The organism is Streptomyces sp. S4.7, from assembly GCF_010384365.1.
Classification (GTDB): domain Bacteria; phylum Actinomycetota; class Actinomycetes; order Streptomycetales; family Streptomycetaceae; genus Streptomyces.
Map to the genome: position 1 here is coordinate 2,695,691 of NZ_CP048397.1, position 16,362 is coordinate 2,712,052.

Sequence of the window (16,362 nt, forward strand, 5' to 3'; positions counted from 1 at the left end):
CAGCGAGGCCCGGGGCGCTGTGGCACTCCGGGCGCTGGCCGGGAGCTTCGGTGCTCCCACGGCATATCGCACTGATCACGGCCCCAGGCTATCTCGCCGCACCCCGGACCCGTCATGAACCGCATATGTACAAAAGAAGGGCGAGAAATTTGCCGGTCCGGCCAGTGACAAGTGGCGATCGGCTGTCGGTGACAGGTGGTCAGCGGGCGAGACTCTGAGCGAGGTCGACGGCCTCCGCTAGGCTGTCCACGACGGGAACTCCCGCCGCCTCCAGGCTCTTACGGCTGTGCGATCCCCCCGTGTAGAGGACCGCCCTGGCCCCCACATGGGCGGCGGCCAGGGCGTCGTCGACCGCGTCTCCGACCACCACCGTGTGCACGGGGGCTATCCGGCCCTCCTTGGCGAGCGCGGCCAGATGGCGCTCCATGTGCACGGCCTTCGTACCGCCGGACGGTCCCGTCCGGCCGTCGACCCGGACGAAGTGCTGGTGAATCCCGTAGTCCCGCACCACGGGCACCAGTTGTTCGTGCTCGTACATGCTGAGCAGCGACTGACTGCGGCCGGCCAGCACCCACTGCGTCAGCAGCTCCTCGACGCCCTCGGTGAGCCCGCACCCGACGCGCCGCTCCACGTAGTGCCGCTGGAAGGTCTCGTCCATGACGAGCCACTCGGCGTCCGTGGGCAGCCGGCCCATCAGACGCTCGTAGAAGACCGGGATCGGCATGCAGTACACATCCCGATAGCGCTCGGCGGTGATCGATTCGAGACCGATCTCCGCGAAGGCGGCGTTGGTCGCCCCGATGACCGCCTCGAAGTCGTCGAGCAGTGTGCCGTTCCAGTCCCAGACCAGATGCGTGTCGCGCTTCCCCATGCCGGAAACGTTACCGGGAGGGTCCGACAACGCGCCGCCGAACCCTACGCGACGATGCTCGGGATCTCCTGCACCCCGAACCAGAGCAGTTCGTGGTCCTCGGCCCCGTCCACCGTGAACTGCGCGTCGTCGTCGCCGTGGTCGGCCGCGCCCAGCGCCGCGGCGGCCGCGGACACGTCGCCCTCGGCGTCGTCGGAGTCGACGTGCACGGCGGCGGCCTTGGCCAGGGGGACGGCGGAGGCGATCCGCACCTCGCCGAGTCCGGCCGAGTCCACTCCTCGGTCGGGGTCGGCCGCGGCGTCCTTGTCCGGTACGTCGACGGCGACGACGACCCGGCGCCGCGGGGCCGACGGATCACCGGCGAGCTGCCGGAGCGAGGCGGCGGCGGCGCGGTTGAGGGCCGCGTACTCCAACTCCTCGATGTCGTCGGAGAGATACCACTCGCGCAGTCCGGGGGTCACCGCGTACGCGGTCAGCGGCCCCGGGCCCAGCTCGCCCGTCTTCTGCGCCTCGGCGAGACCGGGAAGGGTCAGAGGGACGTAGACGCGCATGCGATGACCGCTTTCGTAGTCGGGAGAGCCGTTCAAGGATACGTCCGGCGTATTCGGCCATTCCCTCGTCGGGGTGACACTGCGGAGCCGATTCACACCCTTCCGAATACGCAGAGTGACGCCTCCTGCCCCGGTCCGGCCTGCCCGGCCACTCGGACAGGTGACACCCGACACGGACACCGCCCGGGAATCCGGCCCTTGCGGCGATCCGGGATCACCCGTAGAAGATCCCCAACACAAGTTACCGCCCGGTAATGCAATAGGTGCCGGGCCGGCGGAACGGGGGCGATCTGCGTGAGCGGCACAGAGACCAGCAGGACGTACGACAGGGCGGCGGCCCGGACGGTCGCCGGCACCCGGCCACCGACCAGGCGCGACCCGCGCAGGCCGGGGCGGGTGGTCCCCCAGCGCCACCGGCCCTGGCTCCAGCCGCACGAGCGCTTCGCGGAGCAACTGCTCGCCGTTCTCAGCGGACTGCGCCCGGTCCACTCGATGCTCGGCCAGACGATCGGCGAGGCGTACGACCAACTCGTCCGCCTGGCCCCGACGACCCCGCTGCGGGCCCGCAACACCACCCCGGTGATCCGCACCTGCCGGGGCTTCCACCCCTGTCCGGGAGTGGTCGAGGCCTGGGCCAGCATCGCGGCGGGCGACCAGGTCCGCGCGATGGCGTTCCGACTGGAACAGGGCCCCGACCTCCGCTGGCGCTGCGCGGCGGTAGAAGTGGCCCCCCGCCCACCCAAACCCACTCGCCCCGCCCCCCACCCCGGCGCCTCCGGCGATTGAGGACACGCCCGGACGGGGCCGACACTCCACACCCGGCCGACACCCTTCGAGCCCGTCCGGACCATTCGAGCCCGTCCGGCGATTGAGGACGACCACCCACCGACCAGACCTCACCCAGCCCAACCGCAGCCAACTCCGGCCCGTCCGGCGATTGAGGACACCCCCGGACCGGGCCGACACTCCACACCCGGCCGACACCCTTCGAGCCCGTCCGGCGATTGAGGACGAACCGCCCGCCGGGCGGACCCGGCCGACACCCCGCCCGCGAACGGCGACGGCCGGGCCGGACACCTCGTGTCCGAACCCGGCCGTCCCAGCACGCAACAGATGGAGAGCGCGCGCGCCGCTTACTTCTTGCGGCGCCGCCCCCCACCCTTCTGCGCCTTGCGACGCTCCGCGCGAGTCGTCCCCGCCCCCGCCTCCGTACGGTCCGCCCCGCCGTTGCTCTCGAAGTCGCCCTCGACGACCCCGCCCTCACCGTCCACCGTCGGCGCGGAGAAGTGCAGCCGGTCCCGCCGCTGCGGAGCCTCCAGGCCCTTCGCCCGGATCTCCGGACGCGCGCCGCCCGCACGGGCACCCGCGTCCGCCTTCTCCAGCGACGTACGCTCCGCCGCGTCCTGCACCGGGACCTCCTCGACCTGCTGCTCGACCTGGACCTCCAGGTTGAACAGGTAGCCGACGGACTCCTCCTTGATGCCCTCCATCATGGCGGTGAACATGTCGAAGCCCTCGCGCTGGTACTCGACCAGCGGGTCCTTCTGCGCCATGGCGCGCAGGCCGATGCCCTCCTGGAGATAGTCCATCTCGTAGAGGTGCTCACGCCACTTGCGGTCCAGCACGGACAGCACCACGCGCCGCTCCAGCTCGCGCATCACGTCCGCGCCCAGCGACTTCTCGCGCTCGTCGTACTGCTCGTGGGCGTCGTCCTTGATGGACTCGGCGATGAACTCCGCCGTGATACCGGCACGGTCGCCCGTCGCCTCTTCCAGGTCCTCGACCGTGACCTTCACCGGGTAGAGCTGCTTGAAGGCGCCCCACAGCCGGTCCAGGTCCCACTCCTCGGCGAAGCCCTCCGCCGTCTCCTGGCGGATGTAGTCGTCGATGGTGTCGTCCATGAAGTGCCGGATCTGCTCCTGGAGGTCCTCGCCCTCCAGGACCCGGCGGCGCTCGCCGTAGATGACCTGACGCTGCCGGTTGAGCACCTCGTCGTACTTCAGGACGTTCTTACGCGTCTCGAAGTTCTGCTGCTCCACCTGCGACTGCGCCGAGGCGATGGCACGGGTGACCATCTTGTTCTCGATCGGGACGTCGTCGGGGACGTTCGCCATCGACATGACGCGCTCGACCATCTGCGCCTTGAACAGACGCATCAGGTCGTCACCCAGCGACAGGTAGAAGCGGGACTCGCCCGGGTCGCCCTGACGGCCGGAACGACCACGCAGCTGGTTGTCGATACGGCGCGACTCGTGACGCTCCGTACCGAGGACGTACAGCCCGCCGAGATCCACGACCTCGTCGAACTCCGCCTTCACCGCCTGCTCGGCCTTCTCCATCGCGGCGGGCAGCGCGGCGGCCCACTCCTCGACGTGCTCCACCGGGTCGAGCCCGCGCTGCCGCAGCTCCGCCTCGGCGAGGTCGTCGGGGTTGCCGCCGAGCTTGATGTCCGTACCACGGCCGGCCATGTTCGTGGCGACGGTCACCGCGCCCTTGCGCCCGGCCTGGGCGATGATCGGCGCCTCACGGTCGTGCTGCTTGGCGTTCAGCACCTCGTGCTGCACGCCCCGCTTCGAGAGCTGCTGCGACAGGTACTCGGACTTCTCCACGGAGGTCGTGCCGACCAGGATCGGCTGGCCCTTCTCGTGCTTCTCGGCGATGTCGTCGACGACCGCCGCGAACTTCGCGACCTCGGTGCGGTAGATCAGGTCGGGCTGGTTGACGCGGACCATCGGCCGGTTCGTCGGGATCGGCACGACGCCCAGCTTGTAGATCTGCTGGAACTCGGCGGCCTCGGTCATGGCCGTACCGGTCATGCCGGACAGCTTGTCGTAGAGGCGGAAGAAGTTCTGGAGGGTGATCGTGGCGAGCGTCTGGTTCTCGTCCTTGATGTCCACCCCTTCCTTCGCCTCGATCGCCTGGTGCATGCCCTCGTTGTAGCGGCGGCCCGCGAGGATACGGCCGGTGTGCTCGTCGACGATCATGACTTCGCCGTCGATGACGACGTAGTCCTTGTCGTTCTTGAACAGCTCCTTGGCCTTGATCGCGTTGTTCAGATAACCGACCAGCGGCGTGTTCACCGACTCGTAGAGGTTGTCGATGCCCAGCCAGTCCTCGACCTTCGCGACCCCGGACTCGTGGATGGCGACGGTGCGCTTCTTCTCGTCGACCTCGTAGTCGCCGGTCTCCTCGATGCCCTTGAGCTGGTTGCCCGCCTCACCCTTGGTGAGCCTGGTCACGAGCTTGGCGAAGTCGCCGTACCACTTCGTGGCCTGGTCGGCGGGACCGGAGATGATCAGCGGCGTACGGGCCTCGTCGACGAGGATCGAGTCGACCTCGTCGACGACCGCGAAGTTGTGACCGCGCTGAACGAGCTCCTCCTGGGACCACGCCATGTTGTCGCGGAGGTAGTCGAAGCCGAACTCGTTGTTCGTGCCGTACGTGATGTCGCGGTTGTACTGCTCACGGCGCTGCGCGGGCGACATGTTGGCGAGGATGCAGCCGACGGTGAGGCCCAGGAACTTGTGGACCCGGCCCATCATCTCGGAGTCGCGCTCGGCCAGGTAGTCGTTGACCGTGATCACGTGAACGCCCTTGCCGGACAGCGCGTTCAGGTAACAGGGCAGCGTGCCGACGAGAGTCTTGCCCTCACCGGTCTTCATCTCGGCGACATGGCCGAGGTGCAGCGCGGCACCGCCCATGAGCTGGACGTCGTACGGACGCTGGCCGAGCACCCGCTTCGCCGCCTCGCGGACGGTCGCGAAGGCCTCGGGGAGCAGGTCGTCCAGAGTCTCACCGTCGGCATAACGCTGCTTGTACTCGTCGGTGAGGGCCTGCAACTCGGCGTCGGAGAGGGCGCTGAAGTCCTCTTCGATGGAGTTGACCTGGTCCGCGATGCGGTGCAGTTTGCGCAGGATCTTGCCTTCGCCTGCACGCATGAGCTTGTTGAAGACGGACACTGAGGTTGGTCTCCTTGCCGGTCGGGCCTGGCACTGGGTCTGGTGAGGGACACTGGCGCGGGGGCGGCAGGCCGACCCCACCGCAACGGCCATCGTAAGCGAGGACCCGGCCGCCTCGGGAGGTCCACGTGACGCCCGGCCTCCTGTCACCCTCAAAGAGAACGCGCGGGACGCGTGGAAGGTGCCGGTGAGGTACGAAAAGCGCTCGCGCCGGCAAGCCCCGGTCACCACACTCCCCCCATGGAGCCACTCATCCCCCGGGCCGCCCCTCCGCAGACCTCCGCCACCTCCCTGATCACCGAGCGGCTGCGGCTGCGGCCCCTGGTGCCGCGGGACATCGACGCGGTGTACGCCGCCTGTCAGGATCCGGACGTCCAGCGGTGGACCACGATCCCCTCTCCGTACGAGAGACGGCACGCCGAGCACTTCATCGAGCGGATCGTCCCGGACACGTGGCGGGCCGGGACGAACTTCGTCTTCGCGGTCGAGCCGGTCGGCGGCGGCCCGCTGCTGGCCTCGGTCAACGCCCACGGCCACACCGGTGTGTGGGCGGTCGGTTACTGGACGGTCAAGGAGCACCGCGGCCGCGGCTACGCCACGGAGGCGCTGCGCGCCCTGACCCGCTGGATGTTCACGGAGCTGGGCGCCGATCGTGTCGAGTGGCGGGCCGAGGCCGGAAACGTGGGCTCACGGGCCGTCGCGCTGAGGGCCGGATTCGTCATGGAGGGCACCCTGCGCGCCGCCCTGCTCCTCAAGGAGACGACGCGTGACGCCTGGATCGGCGCGCTCCTGCCCTCCGATCTCGGCCTGCCCTCCAGGCACCCGTACTTGCCCGCGCGGCCCTGATGGCGGCGGCCGCCGGGCCCCGGTCCACTGTCAGTGGCGCCGTCTATCGTTCGGGGCATGACCACTGTGCCGCGCGCCGCCGCCGAGCTGTCCGCAGACGAAGCCCGCCGTATGGCGCTGCGCGCCCAGGGATTCCTCGGCGCCCCCGACCGCCGGGGCGGCGTGCGCGGTGTGCTGCGCCATCTCGGGGCCGTACAGCTGGACACGATCTCGGTGCTCGCCCGCTCGCACGAGCTGATTCCTTACGCACGGCTCGGCGCCGTGGGCCGCAAGACGGTCGAGGGGGCGTACTGGACACCGGCGGCCACCGCCGACGCCCCGCCCCGGCCGCACGCCTTCGAGTACTGGTCGCACGCGGCCTGCATCCTGCCGGTCGAGGAATGGCCGCATTTCGCCTTCCGGCGCCGCGCCTACCGCGCCCGCCCGCACTGGCACCACGAGCTGTCCGACGGGGCGTACGACGCGGTGATCAAGCAGCTGCGGGCCGAGGGTCCGCTCACGGCGACCGAGTTGGGCGGCGCCAAGAACGGCGGCGAGTGGTGGGACTGGTCCGAGGCGAAGGTCGCGGTCGAGCGGGCGCTGATGCACGGCGAGGTGGTGTGCACGGAGCGCCGGAGCTGGAAGCGGGTCTACGACCTCGCGGAGCGCGCCATTCCCGACGAGGTGCTGCACGACGATCTGGACGACACCGAGTGCCTGCGCCGGCTCGTACGGCTCGCGGGCCGGTCGCTGGGGGTGGGCACCCGCTCGGACATCGGGGACTACCACCGCATCAAGGGCGAGCAGGTGGACGCGGTGATCGCGGACTCGGGGCTGGTGCCGGTGACGGTCGAGGGCTGGGCCAAGCCCGCCTGGGCCGATCCGGAGGCGCTGGCGAGTGTCCCGCGCGGCCGGCACCGGACGACTCTGCTCTCGCCGTTCGACTCGCTCATCTGGGAGCGTGCGCGTACCGAGCGGGTCTTCGGCTTCACCCACCGCCTGGAGGCGTACGTGCCCAAGCCCAAGCGGATCTACGGGTACTTCGCGATGCCGCTGCTGTCGGGCGGGAAGCTGCTCGGCCGCGTCGACCCGGCGCGTGAGGGCACGACGCTCGTCGCCCGGCAGGTCTCGCTAAACACCCCCGCCGCCGTCGAGCCCATGGCGCGGGCGCTGCGGGAGGCCGCCGAGTGGGTGGGCTGCGACTCCGTACGGATCGAGCGCGTCGACCGCCCCGAACTGGCCGCGGCGCTGACGCGGGCCGTCATCTGATCGCCGGCGTCATCTGATTTCGAGGATCTTCTCCCGCATCGCGTAGACCACGGCCTCCATCCGGGAGTGCAGTTGCAGCTTCTCCAAAATGTTGCGGACATGGTTCTTCACGGTGTTCTCGGAGATGAACAACTCCTTGGCGATATCACGGTTGTTCATTCCCGTGGCGACCAGTTTGAGGACTTCGAGCTCGCGATCGGTGAGCTTCGGCGCCGGCACGAGCCTGCGCTCATCGGTGCGCTGAATCATCGACTTGAACTCGGTCAGAAGCTTGGAAGCCATGGAAGGGCTGATTTGTGACTGCCCGTCGGCCACCGCGCGAATCGCGGTGGCCACCTCGTCCGTCGAAATCTCCTTGAGGAGATAACCGGTCGCGCCCGCCTTGATCGCGTCGTAGAGGTCGGCCTCCTCGTCGCTGATCGTCAGCATGATGATCTTGGCACTGGGGGCCACCTCCTTGATGGAGGTGCAGGCCTCGATGCCGCCGCGCTTGGGCATCCGGACATCCATCAGCACGATGTCGGGGAGCAGGTCGGCGGCCTTGTCGACGGCCTCCGCGCCGTCCCCGGCCTCCCCCACGACCTGGATGTCCTCCTCCTGGGCGAGGACGATCTCCAGCCCCCGGCGAAAAAGGGCGTGGTCGTCCACGACGAGAACCCTGATCGGTTCCTTCCCGGGGTCGTCCGGGTCCGGGCCGGTGTCCGGTCCGGCACCGCCCGTCGTACCGCCGGCACCGCGCGCGTGGTGCACCGGCCCGAAGCTGTCCGCCATCGTTCCTCCCCCTGAAGGCCATGGGCCGATGTACATGCGAGCTACACCAACCGCTGGTCAGGGACCGGGGGTTGGCGTGCGTGGCCATGATTTCATGCCCGGCCGACAGAGCGGTGATCCAGTGGTCGCGCGGTGGTGCCCCCGCGGCCGGATCAGGGCCTGCGGGGGCACCACCGAGGGGTGTCTCTCTCAGTTGCCGAGCGCGCCACCAGCGCCCGCGGCCTCGGACTCGGCCAACTGGTCGGTCCTCAGATGGATGACGCCGTAGTCGTAGGCGTGGCGTCGGTAGACGACGCTCGGCTCCTTGGTCTCGGAATCCACGAACAGATAGAAGTCGTGTCCGACCAACTCCATCTCGTAGAGCGCCTGGTCGAGGGTCATCAGAGCAGCGGTGTGCGTCTTCTCGCGGACCACCAGCGGTCCTTCGCCCTGTACTTCGAGCGAGCCGATCCTGGTGGTGGGAATGCCGTTCGACGGCTCGTTCGCGGGGGCCGGACCCGATCCGTTCAGCTGGGCGACACCGGGGACGACGTCGACGACCTCGGCGGCCGAAAGCCTCCCGGCGCCACGGCGGTTGTGGCGCTTCTCGTGCTGCCTGCGCAGCCGCGCCTCCAACTTGCCGGTGGCCAGGTCGAGTGCTGCGTACGGGTCGGCGGCGGCGGCTTCCGCCCTGATGACGGGACCGCGGGAGCGGAGCGTGATCTCCACCCGGTCGCAACGGTCCGCCTGACGCGGGTTGTGCTCCTTGGACACCTCGACGTCGAGGCTGATCACCTTGCCGTCGAGCTTCTGGATCTTCTCCAGCTTCAGCTTCTCGGCCACGTGCTTACGGAACCGCTCGGGTACCTCTGTCTTGCGGCCCTTGACGACGATGTCCACGCAGAACTCCGTTCCCGGATTCGCTCCGCCGCGTTGCGGAGCTACTCCCTCTTGCACCAGACCTCGATGGGCACCGAGGCCTCGGACTTGGTGACTTTCACCTCCTCCTCCCCCGTGGGCAAGATCCCCATTCCCTCCGACTTCAAGGTCCTGGAAAACGCTCCCGCACACCACTGCATATCGACGAGGTACAGCTTTCGCTTTCCTCACAACCGAACATAGCTCGCTTGGACGGGTGTCGGCACCCGCTACCCGCGCGTACGTCCGTTCCGGTGTTTTACAACCCTCACCACCTGCAACGAAGCAAACTCGCGATCAGTTCCGGTTTATTTCGAAAGACAGCGGAGGTGCGGCGACCACGGCGGCGCTCACCTGTATGAATGCGGGGTACCCCGGTCTCGTCGCGGCATGCATCGCGCGGGACGCCTCGGCAAGCGAGGCACCGGTGGTCATGAGATCGTCCACCAGCACCACCCTGCCGCCCTCCAGGAGCCCCGCGCCCCCTGCGGCGACCTCCAGGGCCCCGGCCAGATTGGTGAGCCTCTGGCGGGCGTCCAGGCCCGCCTGATCGGCCACCACGCGCCGCTGCCGCAGCACCGGAAGCACCCGGGCGGAGCGCCCCGTACGCCGCAGTTCCCCGGCCGCCGCCAGAGCGATGCGCCGGGCGGCGTCGTGACCACGGGCGCCGACGGCACGCTTCGCCGACGGAACCGGCACGAGAATCAGCGGGCCGACACCCGTACCCGGCGGCACGGCGGCCCGCACCGCCCCGGCCAGCGCCCTGCCCAGGGGCGCGGCCAGCCCGAGGGCACCACGCTCCTTGTGCGCCAGCAGCACGGCCCGTACGGCGTCCTCGTACGGAGCGGCGGCATGCACCACCGGCAGCCCCACGGGCTCGGGAACCGGTCGCACCCGGCAGGGCCACGTCCCGTACAGCGCCCTTCCGCACGCGTCGCACAGCGGCGTCCTGGGACTCCCGCAGCCGCCGCAGGCGACCGGCAGCACCAGCCCGGTGATTTCCCGCCACCACGCCCGCATGTCACCCACTGTGCCAACGTCTCGGGTCCCCGGCCACCCCTGTGGATAACCGGGATCGAGATCCGGCCCGAATGCCGCCGCCGAAGGGCGTACGGGTGGAAGGCGACCAAGACAGGACCTAGCCGGGGTAGACCGGTGACGAGCCCTCTTGGACCATCGTCTGCCAGTTCGCACCGGTCGGCAGGCGCACGATGCCCGCGTCGTCCGAGTCGGCCACCAACGGCTGGTGTTCGTCGTCGGCCGCGGCGATCCCGGTGACCTGATTCAGACCTGGCAGCACGCCCGCCGCCGACGTCGAACCGTCCGTCTGGATGTAGCTCACCTGCTGCACCCCGCCGGCCTCCTTACCGACCACCACGAGCCTGCTGGGCCCCGCCCAGGACACGGCGGTCACCGTCTCCATACGAGGCGCCACGGCCTTCAGCTCCGTCACCGACACCGTCGGCTCCTCGGCCGGCCCGCGGCGCTCCACGCGGCCGATCTGGAGGGTCGTACGTCCGTCCTCGGTGAGCAGCAGCGCCACCCGTACTCCGTCGGCGGAGACCCGCAGCGCCTCGATGCGCACGTCGCCGAGCCCGTCGACCGTGACCTCCCGCGGCGCGTCGGCGCCGTCCGCCAGGCGCAGCAGCCGGGGCTCCTTCGGATCGCGGTCCGCTATCCACAGATCGCCGTTCCCGTCCCAACTCGGCGCCGACAGCCGGTCCTCCTTCTTCTCGGCCTTGCTGACGACGCGTGCGTCGCCCACCTCACCCGCCGAGATGATGGAGCCGACGTACAGGGACTTGCCGTCCTGCGAGACGCCCGCCGCGTACTTCTCGTCGCGCGCGACGGCGACTTGGCCGAGCGGCATCGTGCCGTCGCCGAACGGACCGCGCACACGCGGCGGGTCGATCGGCTCCTTGCTGCTCGCCGACAGCTGCGCGAGCCGGCCCTTGGCGTCGATGAAGTACGGGCTGTCCGAGCTGCCCGAGGTGCGGTCGGCGGCGAACTCCTCCGCCTGGTCCCCGCTCAGCACGCACAGCGAGGAGCCGTCCTGCCTGAGCAGTTCGACCTGTTCGCCCCGGGTGGACGTCAAGTCGCGGAGGGTGAAAAGCAGTTGCGCCGCCATTTTGCGGCACTGCTCCCGGCCGACGTTGTCGACCTTCGCGTTGAGCGGCACCTTGAGGGAGTTGCGGTCGTCGAATTCGAGGGTGCGGGTGCCGCGCTTCAGCTCCGTACCGGTCGGGAAGGGCGAGTCGACCACGGGCCGTATCCAGTCCGTCGGCCCGTCGAGCAGCACCTTGACCGCCTGGGTGACCGGATCCATCCGTGTCACCGGGTCTATGCGCTGCCTGATGTAGACGGGGTCGGCGACGAGCCAGCCCTGCCCGGAGGCGAAGTAGTACTTGTTCACGGCCCGGTAGTTGCGCTGGAAGTCGGACTCACCGAGGACGAGCCCCTGCGGGAGGTCGTCGATGCGCCACTCCTTGCCGTCCAGCACCTTCTCCTGGACGAGGCGGATGGCGCGGCTGTACGGCTCGGGCGCGACCGGCTGGTAGGCGTGCCCGGCGTCGACGGCGGCGATCTGCTCGCCGTAGAGCGGGTAGGTGAGGCCGGGGCCGTCGGGACCGGACGGCCCCTGGGGGTCGGCCGGGTCGGGGGCGGCGGCCAGCACCGTCGTACGGTCGGCCGGCCGCCAGTTCTGCGACGCCTGCTTCGTCAGATACTTCCTGGCCACCGCGAAGTCGGGGTCGTCGCTGGTCATCGCTTCGAGGAAGCCGTCGACGATCTCGTTCGGATCGGCCCCCTCGGCGGGCGCGACCGGGTACACCCGCACCTGGGAGTCCCCGCGTGGGGACGCCTTGACGGGCTCGACGTCCCCGCTGTCGGGGATCGAGGCGCAGCCGGTCAGCAGCAGGGCGCAGCACCCGAACACGACGGGCAGTCGCGGCACGCGTCCTCGGCCGTGACGAAGGCGGTCAACGCCCACGAGTCGTGTCCTCCCGCTCCGGTGCCTTGGGCGCGGACGTGACCGCGGAGGCAGTTGACGATGGTGTGTTCGGCGGCCGCGGCGGTTCCGAGGGCATGGCGGGGTCCTTCTCCGCGGGCTCCCCGGTGGAACGCGGCACCACCCGGGCACCGTTGCCGGGCAGCGCCGTCGGATCGACGACGCCCGCGGGCGGTGGCCCCGGCGCCCTGGCCGGCACCGGGAGGGACGTCCCCGACACGGACTGGGAGGGCACGCTCGTCAACCGGTGCGCGCTCTGCTTCGGGTCCCCGAAGGCGGAACGCTCCCGGCCGCGCCGCGAGTCCTCCGGCTCCAGCGGTATGGGCGAGCCCCGCAGCGGCTCGTCGGCGGTGCGCGGCAGCGTCAGCCGGAACTGTGACCCGCCGCCCGGCTCGCCCCACGCCTGGAGCCAGCCGCCGTGCAGGCGCGCGTCCTCGACGGCGATCGACAGGCCGAGGCCCGTACCGCCGGTGGTACGCGCCCGCGCCGGGTCGGCCCGCCAGAACCGGTTGAAGACCCGGGTCGCCTCGCCGGGCTTGAGCCCCACTCCGTAGTCGCGTACGGCCACGGCCACGGCTCCGCCCGCCACCGCCATCCGCACCACCACGTCCCGCCCCTCGCCGTGCTCGACGGCGTTGACGACCAGATTGCGAAGGACCCGCTCCACGCGCCGGGCGTCGGCCTCGGCGACGACCGGCTGTTCGTCCCCCATGACCCGGATCCGGGTGCCCTTGCGTTCGGCGAGCGGTTCGGCTCCGCCGATCACACGGCGTACGACCACCCGCAGGTCTATGGGCTCGGCCTCCAGGGCAGCGGCGCCGGCGTCGAACCGGCTGATCTCCAGCAGATCCGACAGCAGCGACTCGAAACGGTCGAGCTGGTCGCCCAGCAACTCCGCCGAGCGCGCCGTGACGGGGTCGAAGTCGACACGGGCCTCGTGGATGACGTCGGCGGCCATCCGGACCGTGGTCAGCGGGGTGCGCAGCTCGTGCGAGACGTCGGAGACGAAGCGCCGTTGCATCCTGGAGAGCTCCTCCAGCTGCTGAATCTTGAGCTGAAGATTCTGGGCCATCTTGTTGAAGGCCTCACCGAGGCGGGCGATGTCGTCCTCGCCGGTGACCTTCATACGTTCCTGGAGCCGACCGGTGGAGAGCCGTTCGGCGATCCCCGCGGCCATCCGCACGGGTGTCACGACCTGCCGTACGACGAGCCAGGCGATGGCTCCGAGCAGGACGACGACGAACAGCCCCGCCGTGGCGAGGGTGCCCTTGACCAGGTTGAGGGACTGCTCCTCCTGAGTCAGCGGGAACAGGTAGTACAGCTCGTAGGAATTGCCGTCGACATCGGTCAGCCGCTTGCCGACGACCAGGCCGGACTCGGACTCTCGGCCGTCCGTGTACTGGATCAGGGTGTAGCGCTGGAACGTGCCGGTGCCCTTGGTGACGGCCGACCGAAGATTCGCGGGGACGCTCGCGATGTGGTCCACGCCGCCGGAGGCGCGCGGGAAGCGGCTGCTGGAGCCCGCGCCGTTCTCGTCGGCGCTCAGCGCCACCACGTTGAACGCGCTCTGGCCGCCGCTGGCCAGCTGTACGACCAGGTCGGAGCGCCAGTTCACGGAGTTACGGCTCGACCTGCCGTCCCCCGAGCCGCCGTCCTGCCCACCCGGCTCGACCGGTGCGTCGGCCTTCTCCTTGGCGACGGTGAAACCACCGGCCGCCTGGCTCTGTGCCGCCTTCTCCTTGGCGTCCAGCAGACCGTTGCGCACCTGACCGATGACGACGAAGCCCAGCAGCAGCACGACGCCCAGCGACATCAGCAGGGTGGTGGTGACCACCCTGAGCTGGATGTTCCGCCGCCACAGCCGCACGGCGGGCAGCACCGGGCGCCTGGCCCAGCGCACGAGGAGCCGTGGCACGGGGCCGCCCGCCGCCCCGTCCTGGAGCAGCCGGCCACCCTGGAAGAGCCTGCCGAGGCGTGAGCCCCAGCGGCCCCGGTCGGCGGTCCGCCCCGTACGCGCTCCCGGCTCCCCGGGCTTCGGGGCAGAACTGCCGCTGGACATGTCAGCTCGGTCCGGCCTTGTAGCCGACACCGCGGACGGTCACGACGATCTCCGGGCGCTCCGGGTCCTTCTCGACCTTGGAGCGGAGCCGCTGGACATGCACATTGACCAGACGGGTGTCGGCCGCGTGCCGGTAGCCCCAGACCTGCTCCAGGAGCACCTCACGGGTGAAGACCTGCCACGGCTTGCGGGCCAGTGCGACGAGCAGGTCGAACTCCAGCGGCGTGAGGGCGATGGACTGTCCCTCACGCTTCACCGAGTGACCGGCCACGTCGATGACCAGGTCGCCGATGGCCAACTGCTCCGGCGCCGGCTCCTCGGACCTGCGCAGTCGCGCCCTGATCCTGGCGACCAGCTCCTTGGGCTTGAACGGCTTGACGATGTAGTCGTCGGCGCCCGATTCGAGCCCCACCACCACGTCGACCGTGTCGCTCTTGGCCGTCAGCATGACGATCGGTACACCCGACTCGGCCCTGATGAGCCGGCACACCTCGATACCGTCGCGGCCGGGCAGCATCAGATCCAGCAGCACCAGATCCGGCTTGGCCTCACGGAAAGCGGCGAGGGCCTTGTCGCCGTCCGCGACGAACGACGGCTCGAACCCTTCACCTCGCAGCACGATGCCGAGCATCTCGGCCAGTGCGGTGTCGTCATCGACGACAAGGACACGTCCCTTCATATCGACATCATCCCATTTTCATTTCCGTTACGTAGACTTGCGTGATCCAGCTCACTGACCTGGGACGACGTGGACGTATGCCCTTCACGGACCGTCGCGGCTCGTTGCTGTTGACGTCAACCACCGATGTCTCACCCTGCCTCGTTGACCGGGTCCTTGGACAGGAACCTTAGCGAGCCGCCCGCCCGGCGAATCCGACAGCGGCTCTCCCCCACCCCTCGCGCGCACGTCCCGTCAGCCCCGCCCCTCCTGCCGCGCCTGGGCGCACAGCTCCACGATCCCGTCCCGCGTCACCGGCGACAGCGCCCCGTACTCGGTGACCAGAGCCGTCACCAGTTCCGGCGGCGTCACGTCGAAGGCCGGGTTGTACGCCTGCGTTCCCAGCGGTGCCACCGGCATCCCACCGCCCACCTCCACGCCGGCCCCCGCCGCCTGCGGAGCCGTGAGCTCGGTCACCTCCTGCCCCGGCCGCTGCTCCACCTCGATCGACGCACCGTCCGGGGTGTCGAGGTCAAGCGTCGTCGTCGGCGCGACCACGATGAACGGCACATGGTGGTACCTCGCCTGCACCGCGAGCGGATAGCTGCCCACCTTGTTGGCCACCGAGCCGTCGGCGGCGATCCGGTCCGCCCCGATGAGTACGGCATCCACCTCGCCGGCCGCGAACAGCGAACCGGCGGCGTTGTCCGGGAGCAGCGTGAACGCCATCCCGTTGCGGGCCGCTTCGTACGCCGTCAGCCGCGCCCCCTGCAACAGCGGACGGGTCTCGTCCACCCACAGCCGCCTCAGCCGCCCCGCCCGGTGCGCCGACAGGGCCACGGCGAACGCGGTGCCCTCGCCGCCCGACACCAGTGCCCCTGTGTTGCAGTGGGTCAGAATCCGATGACTTCCGCCCGGCAGCAACTCGTCCAGGAGCGCCAGCCCCGATGCCGCCATCCGAGCGCTGGCGACAGCGTCCTCACGGTGCAGCTTCTTCGCCTCCGCCAGGGTGGCGACGGCCGCCTGCTCCTGATCGGCGCCTCCGGCGATCGCAGCCCGGTGCGCCTCCAGCGCCCGCCGTACCCCGTATCCGAGGTTCACTGCGGTGGGCCGGGCGGACTCCAGCAGCGCCGCCGCGTCGTCGACGTCGTATCCGCGTGCGGCGGCGAGGGCGACACCGTAGGCACCGGCGATGCCCAGGAGCGGCGCCCCGCGCACGGCGAGTGTCCGTATCGACTGGACCAGGGCCGGCACATCGGTGCAGACCAGCTCGGCCTCCTCGACCGGCAGTCTCGTCTGGTCGAGGAGCACCAGTACGGGCCCTTCCGGCAGCTCGTCCCAGCGCAGCGCGGGGGACATGGACGGCTCGGCCGTGAGCGGGGATGGTGCGTACTGATCAGTCATCCGCCCAGTCTGCCCGGTACCGCTCGGACTATGAAGGTGAGAAGGAGGTGGAGCACCCCGCCCACCGCTGGGCCACGCGTGGCACGATGGC

Annotated in this window: 13 protein-coding genes; 3 read left to right on the forward strand and 10 right to left on the reverse strand. The window is 70.0% G+C overall.

What is annotated here, in order from left to right:
• Window positions 1-199: 199 nt before the first annotated feature.
• Window positions 200-871 (reverse strand): HAD hydrolase-like protein, encoded by a 672-nt coding sequence (locus SSPS47_RS11785; protein ID WP_164250840.1) that lies wholly within the window; start codon window positions 869-871, stop codon window positions 200-202.
• A gap of 44 nt (window positions 872-915) precedes the next feature.
• On the reverse strand, window positions 916-1,422 hold the full coding sequence (locus SSPS47_RS11790) for a hypothetical protein (RefSeq protein ID WP_164250842.1): 507 nt from the start codon (window positions 1,420-1,422) through the stop codon (window positions 916-918).
• Between the two features lie 294 nt (window positions 1,423-1,716).
• On the opposite strand from SSPS47_RS11790, the gene SSPS47_RS11795 reads away from it, so the two are divergent.
• Entirely contained in the window at window positions 1,717-2,208 is a 492-nt protein-coding gene (locus SSPS47_RS11795) for an Rv3235 family protein (protein ID WP_164250844.1), read from the forward strand.
• A gap of 347 nt (window positions 2,209-2,555) precedes the next feature.
• Here the strand turns inward: SSPS47_RS11795 and secA are convergent, their stop codons facing one another.
• Window positions 2,556-5,381, reverse strand: coding sequence for a preprotein translocase subunit SecA (secA, locus tag SSPS47_RS11800; protein WP_164250845.1), 2,826 nt, complete (start codon window positions 5,379-5,381; stop codon window positions 2,556-2,558).
• A gap of 240 nt (window positions 5,382-5,621) precedes the next feature.
• Here secA and SSPS47_RS11805 point away from each other — a divergent pair, with 240 nt between their 5' ends.
• Both SSPS47_RS11805 and SSPS47_RS11810 read left to right on the forward strand, forming a co-directional pair.
• The gene (locus SSPS47_RS11805; RefSeq protein ID WP_164250847.1) at window positions 5,622-6,227 is read left to right on the forward strand and encodes a GNAT family N-acetyltransferase; all 606 of its coding nucleotides are present in this window, start codon (window positions 5,622-5,624) and stop codon (window positions 6,225-6,227) included.
• 57 nt (window positions 6,228-6,284) lie between these two features.
• On the forward strand, window positions 6,285-7,475 hold the full coding sequence (locus tag SSPS47_RS11810) for a crosslink repair DNA glycosylase YcaQ family protein (protein WP_164250849.1): 1,191 nt from the start codon (window positions 6,285-6,287) through the stop codon (window positions 7,473-7,475).
• A 9-nt stretch (window positions 7,476-7,484) separates the two neighbouring features.
• On the opposite strand, the gene SSPS47_RS11815 is transcribed toward SSPS47_RS11810, so the two are convergent.
• The 7 genes from SSPS47_RS11815 to mtnA form a co-directional block, all read right to left on the reverse strand.
• Window positions 7,485-8,246: a response regulator transcription factor gene (locus SSPS47_RS11815; protein ID WP_187280171.1), complete on the reverse strand. Its 762-nt coding sequence runs from the start codon at window positions 8,244-8,246 to the stop codon at window positions 7,485-7,487.
• Window positions 8,247-8,435: 189 nt separating this feature from the next.
• Window positions 8,436-9,125: an HPF/RaiA family ribosome-associated protein gene (gene raiA / locus SSPS47_RS11820; protein ID WP_343234874.1), complete on the reverse strand. Its 690-nt coding sequence runs from the start codon at window positions 9,123-9,125 to the stop codon at window positions 8,436-8,438.
• Window positions 9,126-9,440: 315 nt separating this feature from the next.
• Window positions 9,441-10,163: a ComF family protein gene (locus SSPS47_RS11825; protein ID WP_164250853.1), complete on the reverse strand. Its 723-nt coding sequence runs from the start codon at window positions 10,161-10,163 to the stop codon at window positions 9,441-9,443.
• Between the two features lie 118 nt (window positions 10,164-10,281).
• Complete coding sequence (locus tag SSPS47_RS11830) at window positions 10,282-12,096, reverse strand: LpqB family beta-propeller domain-containing protein (RefSeq protein WP_239064860.1); 1,815 nt, start codon at window positions 12,094-12,096, stop codon at window positions 10,282-10,284.
• Window positions 12,097-12,121: 25 nt separating this feature from the next.
• Window positions 12,122-14,209, reverse strand: coding sequence for an MtrAB system histidine kinase MtrB (mtrB, locus tag SSPS47_RS11835; RefSeq protein ID WP_164250857.1), 2,088 nt, complete (start codon window positions 14,207-14,209; stop codon window positions 12,122-12,124).
• Window position 14,210: 1 nt separating this feature from the next.
• On the reverse strand, window positions 14,211-14,888 hold the full coding sequence (mtrA, locus tag SSPS47_RS11840) for a two-component system response regulator MtrA (RefSeq protein ID WP_005486885.1): 678 nt from the start codon (window positions 14,886-14,888) through the stop codon (window positions 14,211-14,213).
• Window positions 14,889-15,122: 234 nt separating this feature from the next.
• A complete protein-coding gene (gene mtnA, locus SSPS47_RS11845) occupies window positions 15,123-16,271 on the reverse strand; it encodes an S-methyl-5-thioribose-1-phosphate isomerase (protein ID WP_147875576.1) in 1,149 nt (382 codons plus the stop codon).
• Window positions 16,272-16,362: the final 91 nt, after the last annotated feature.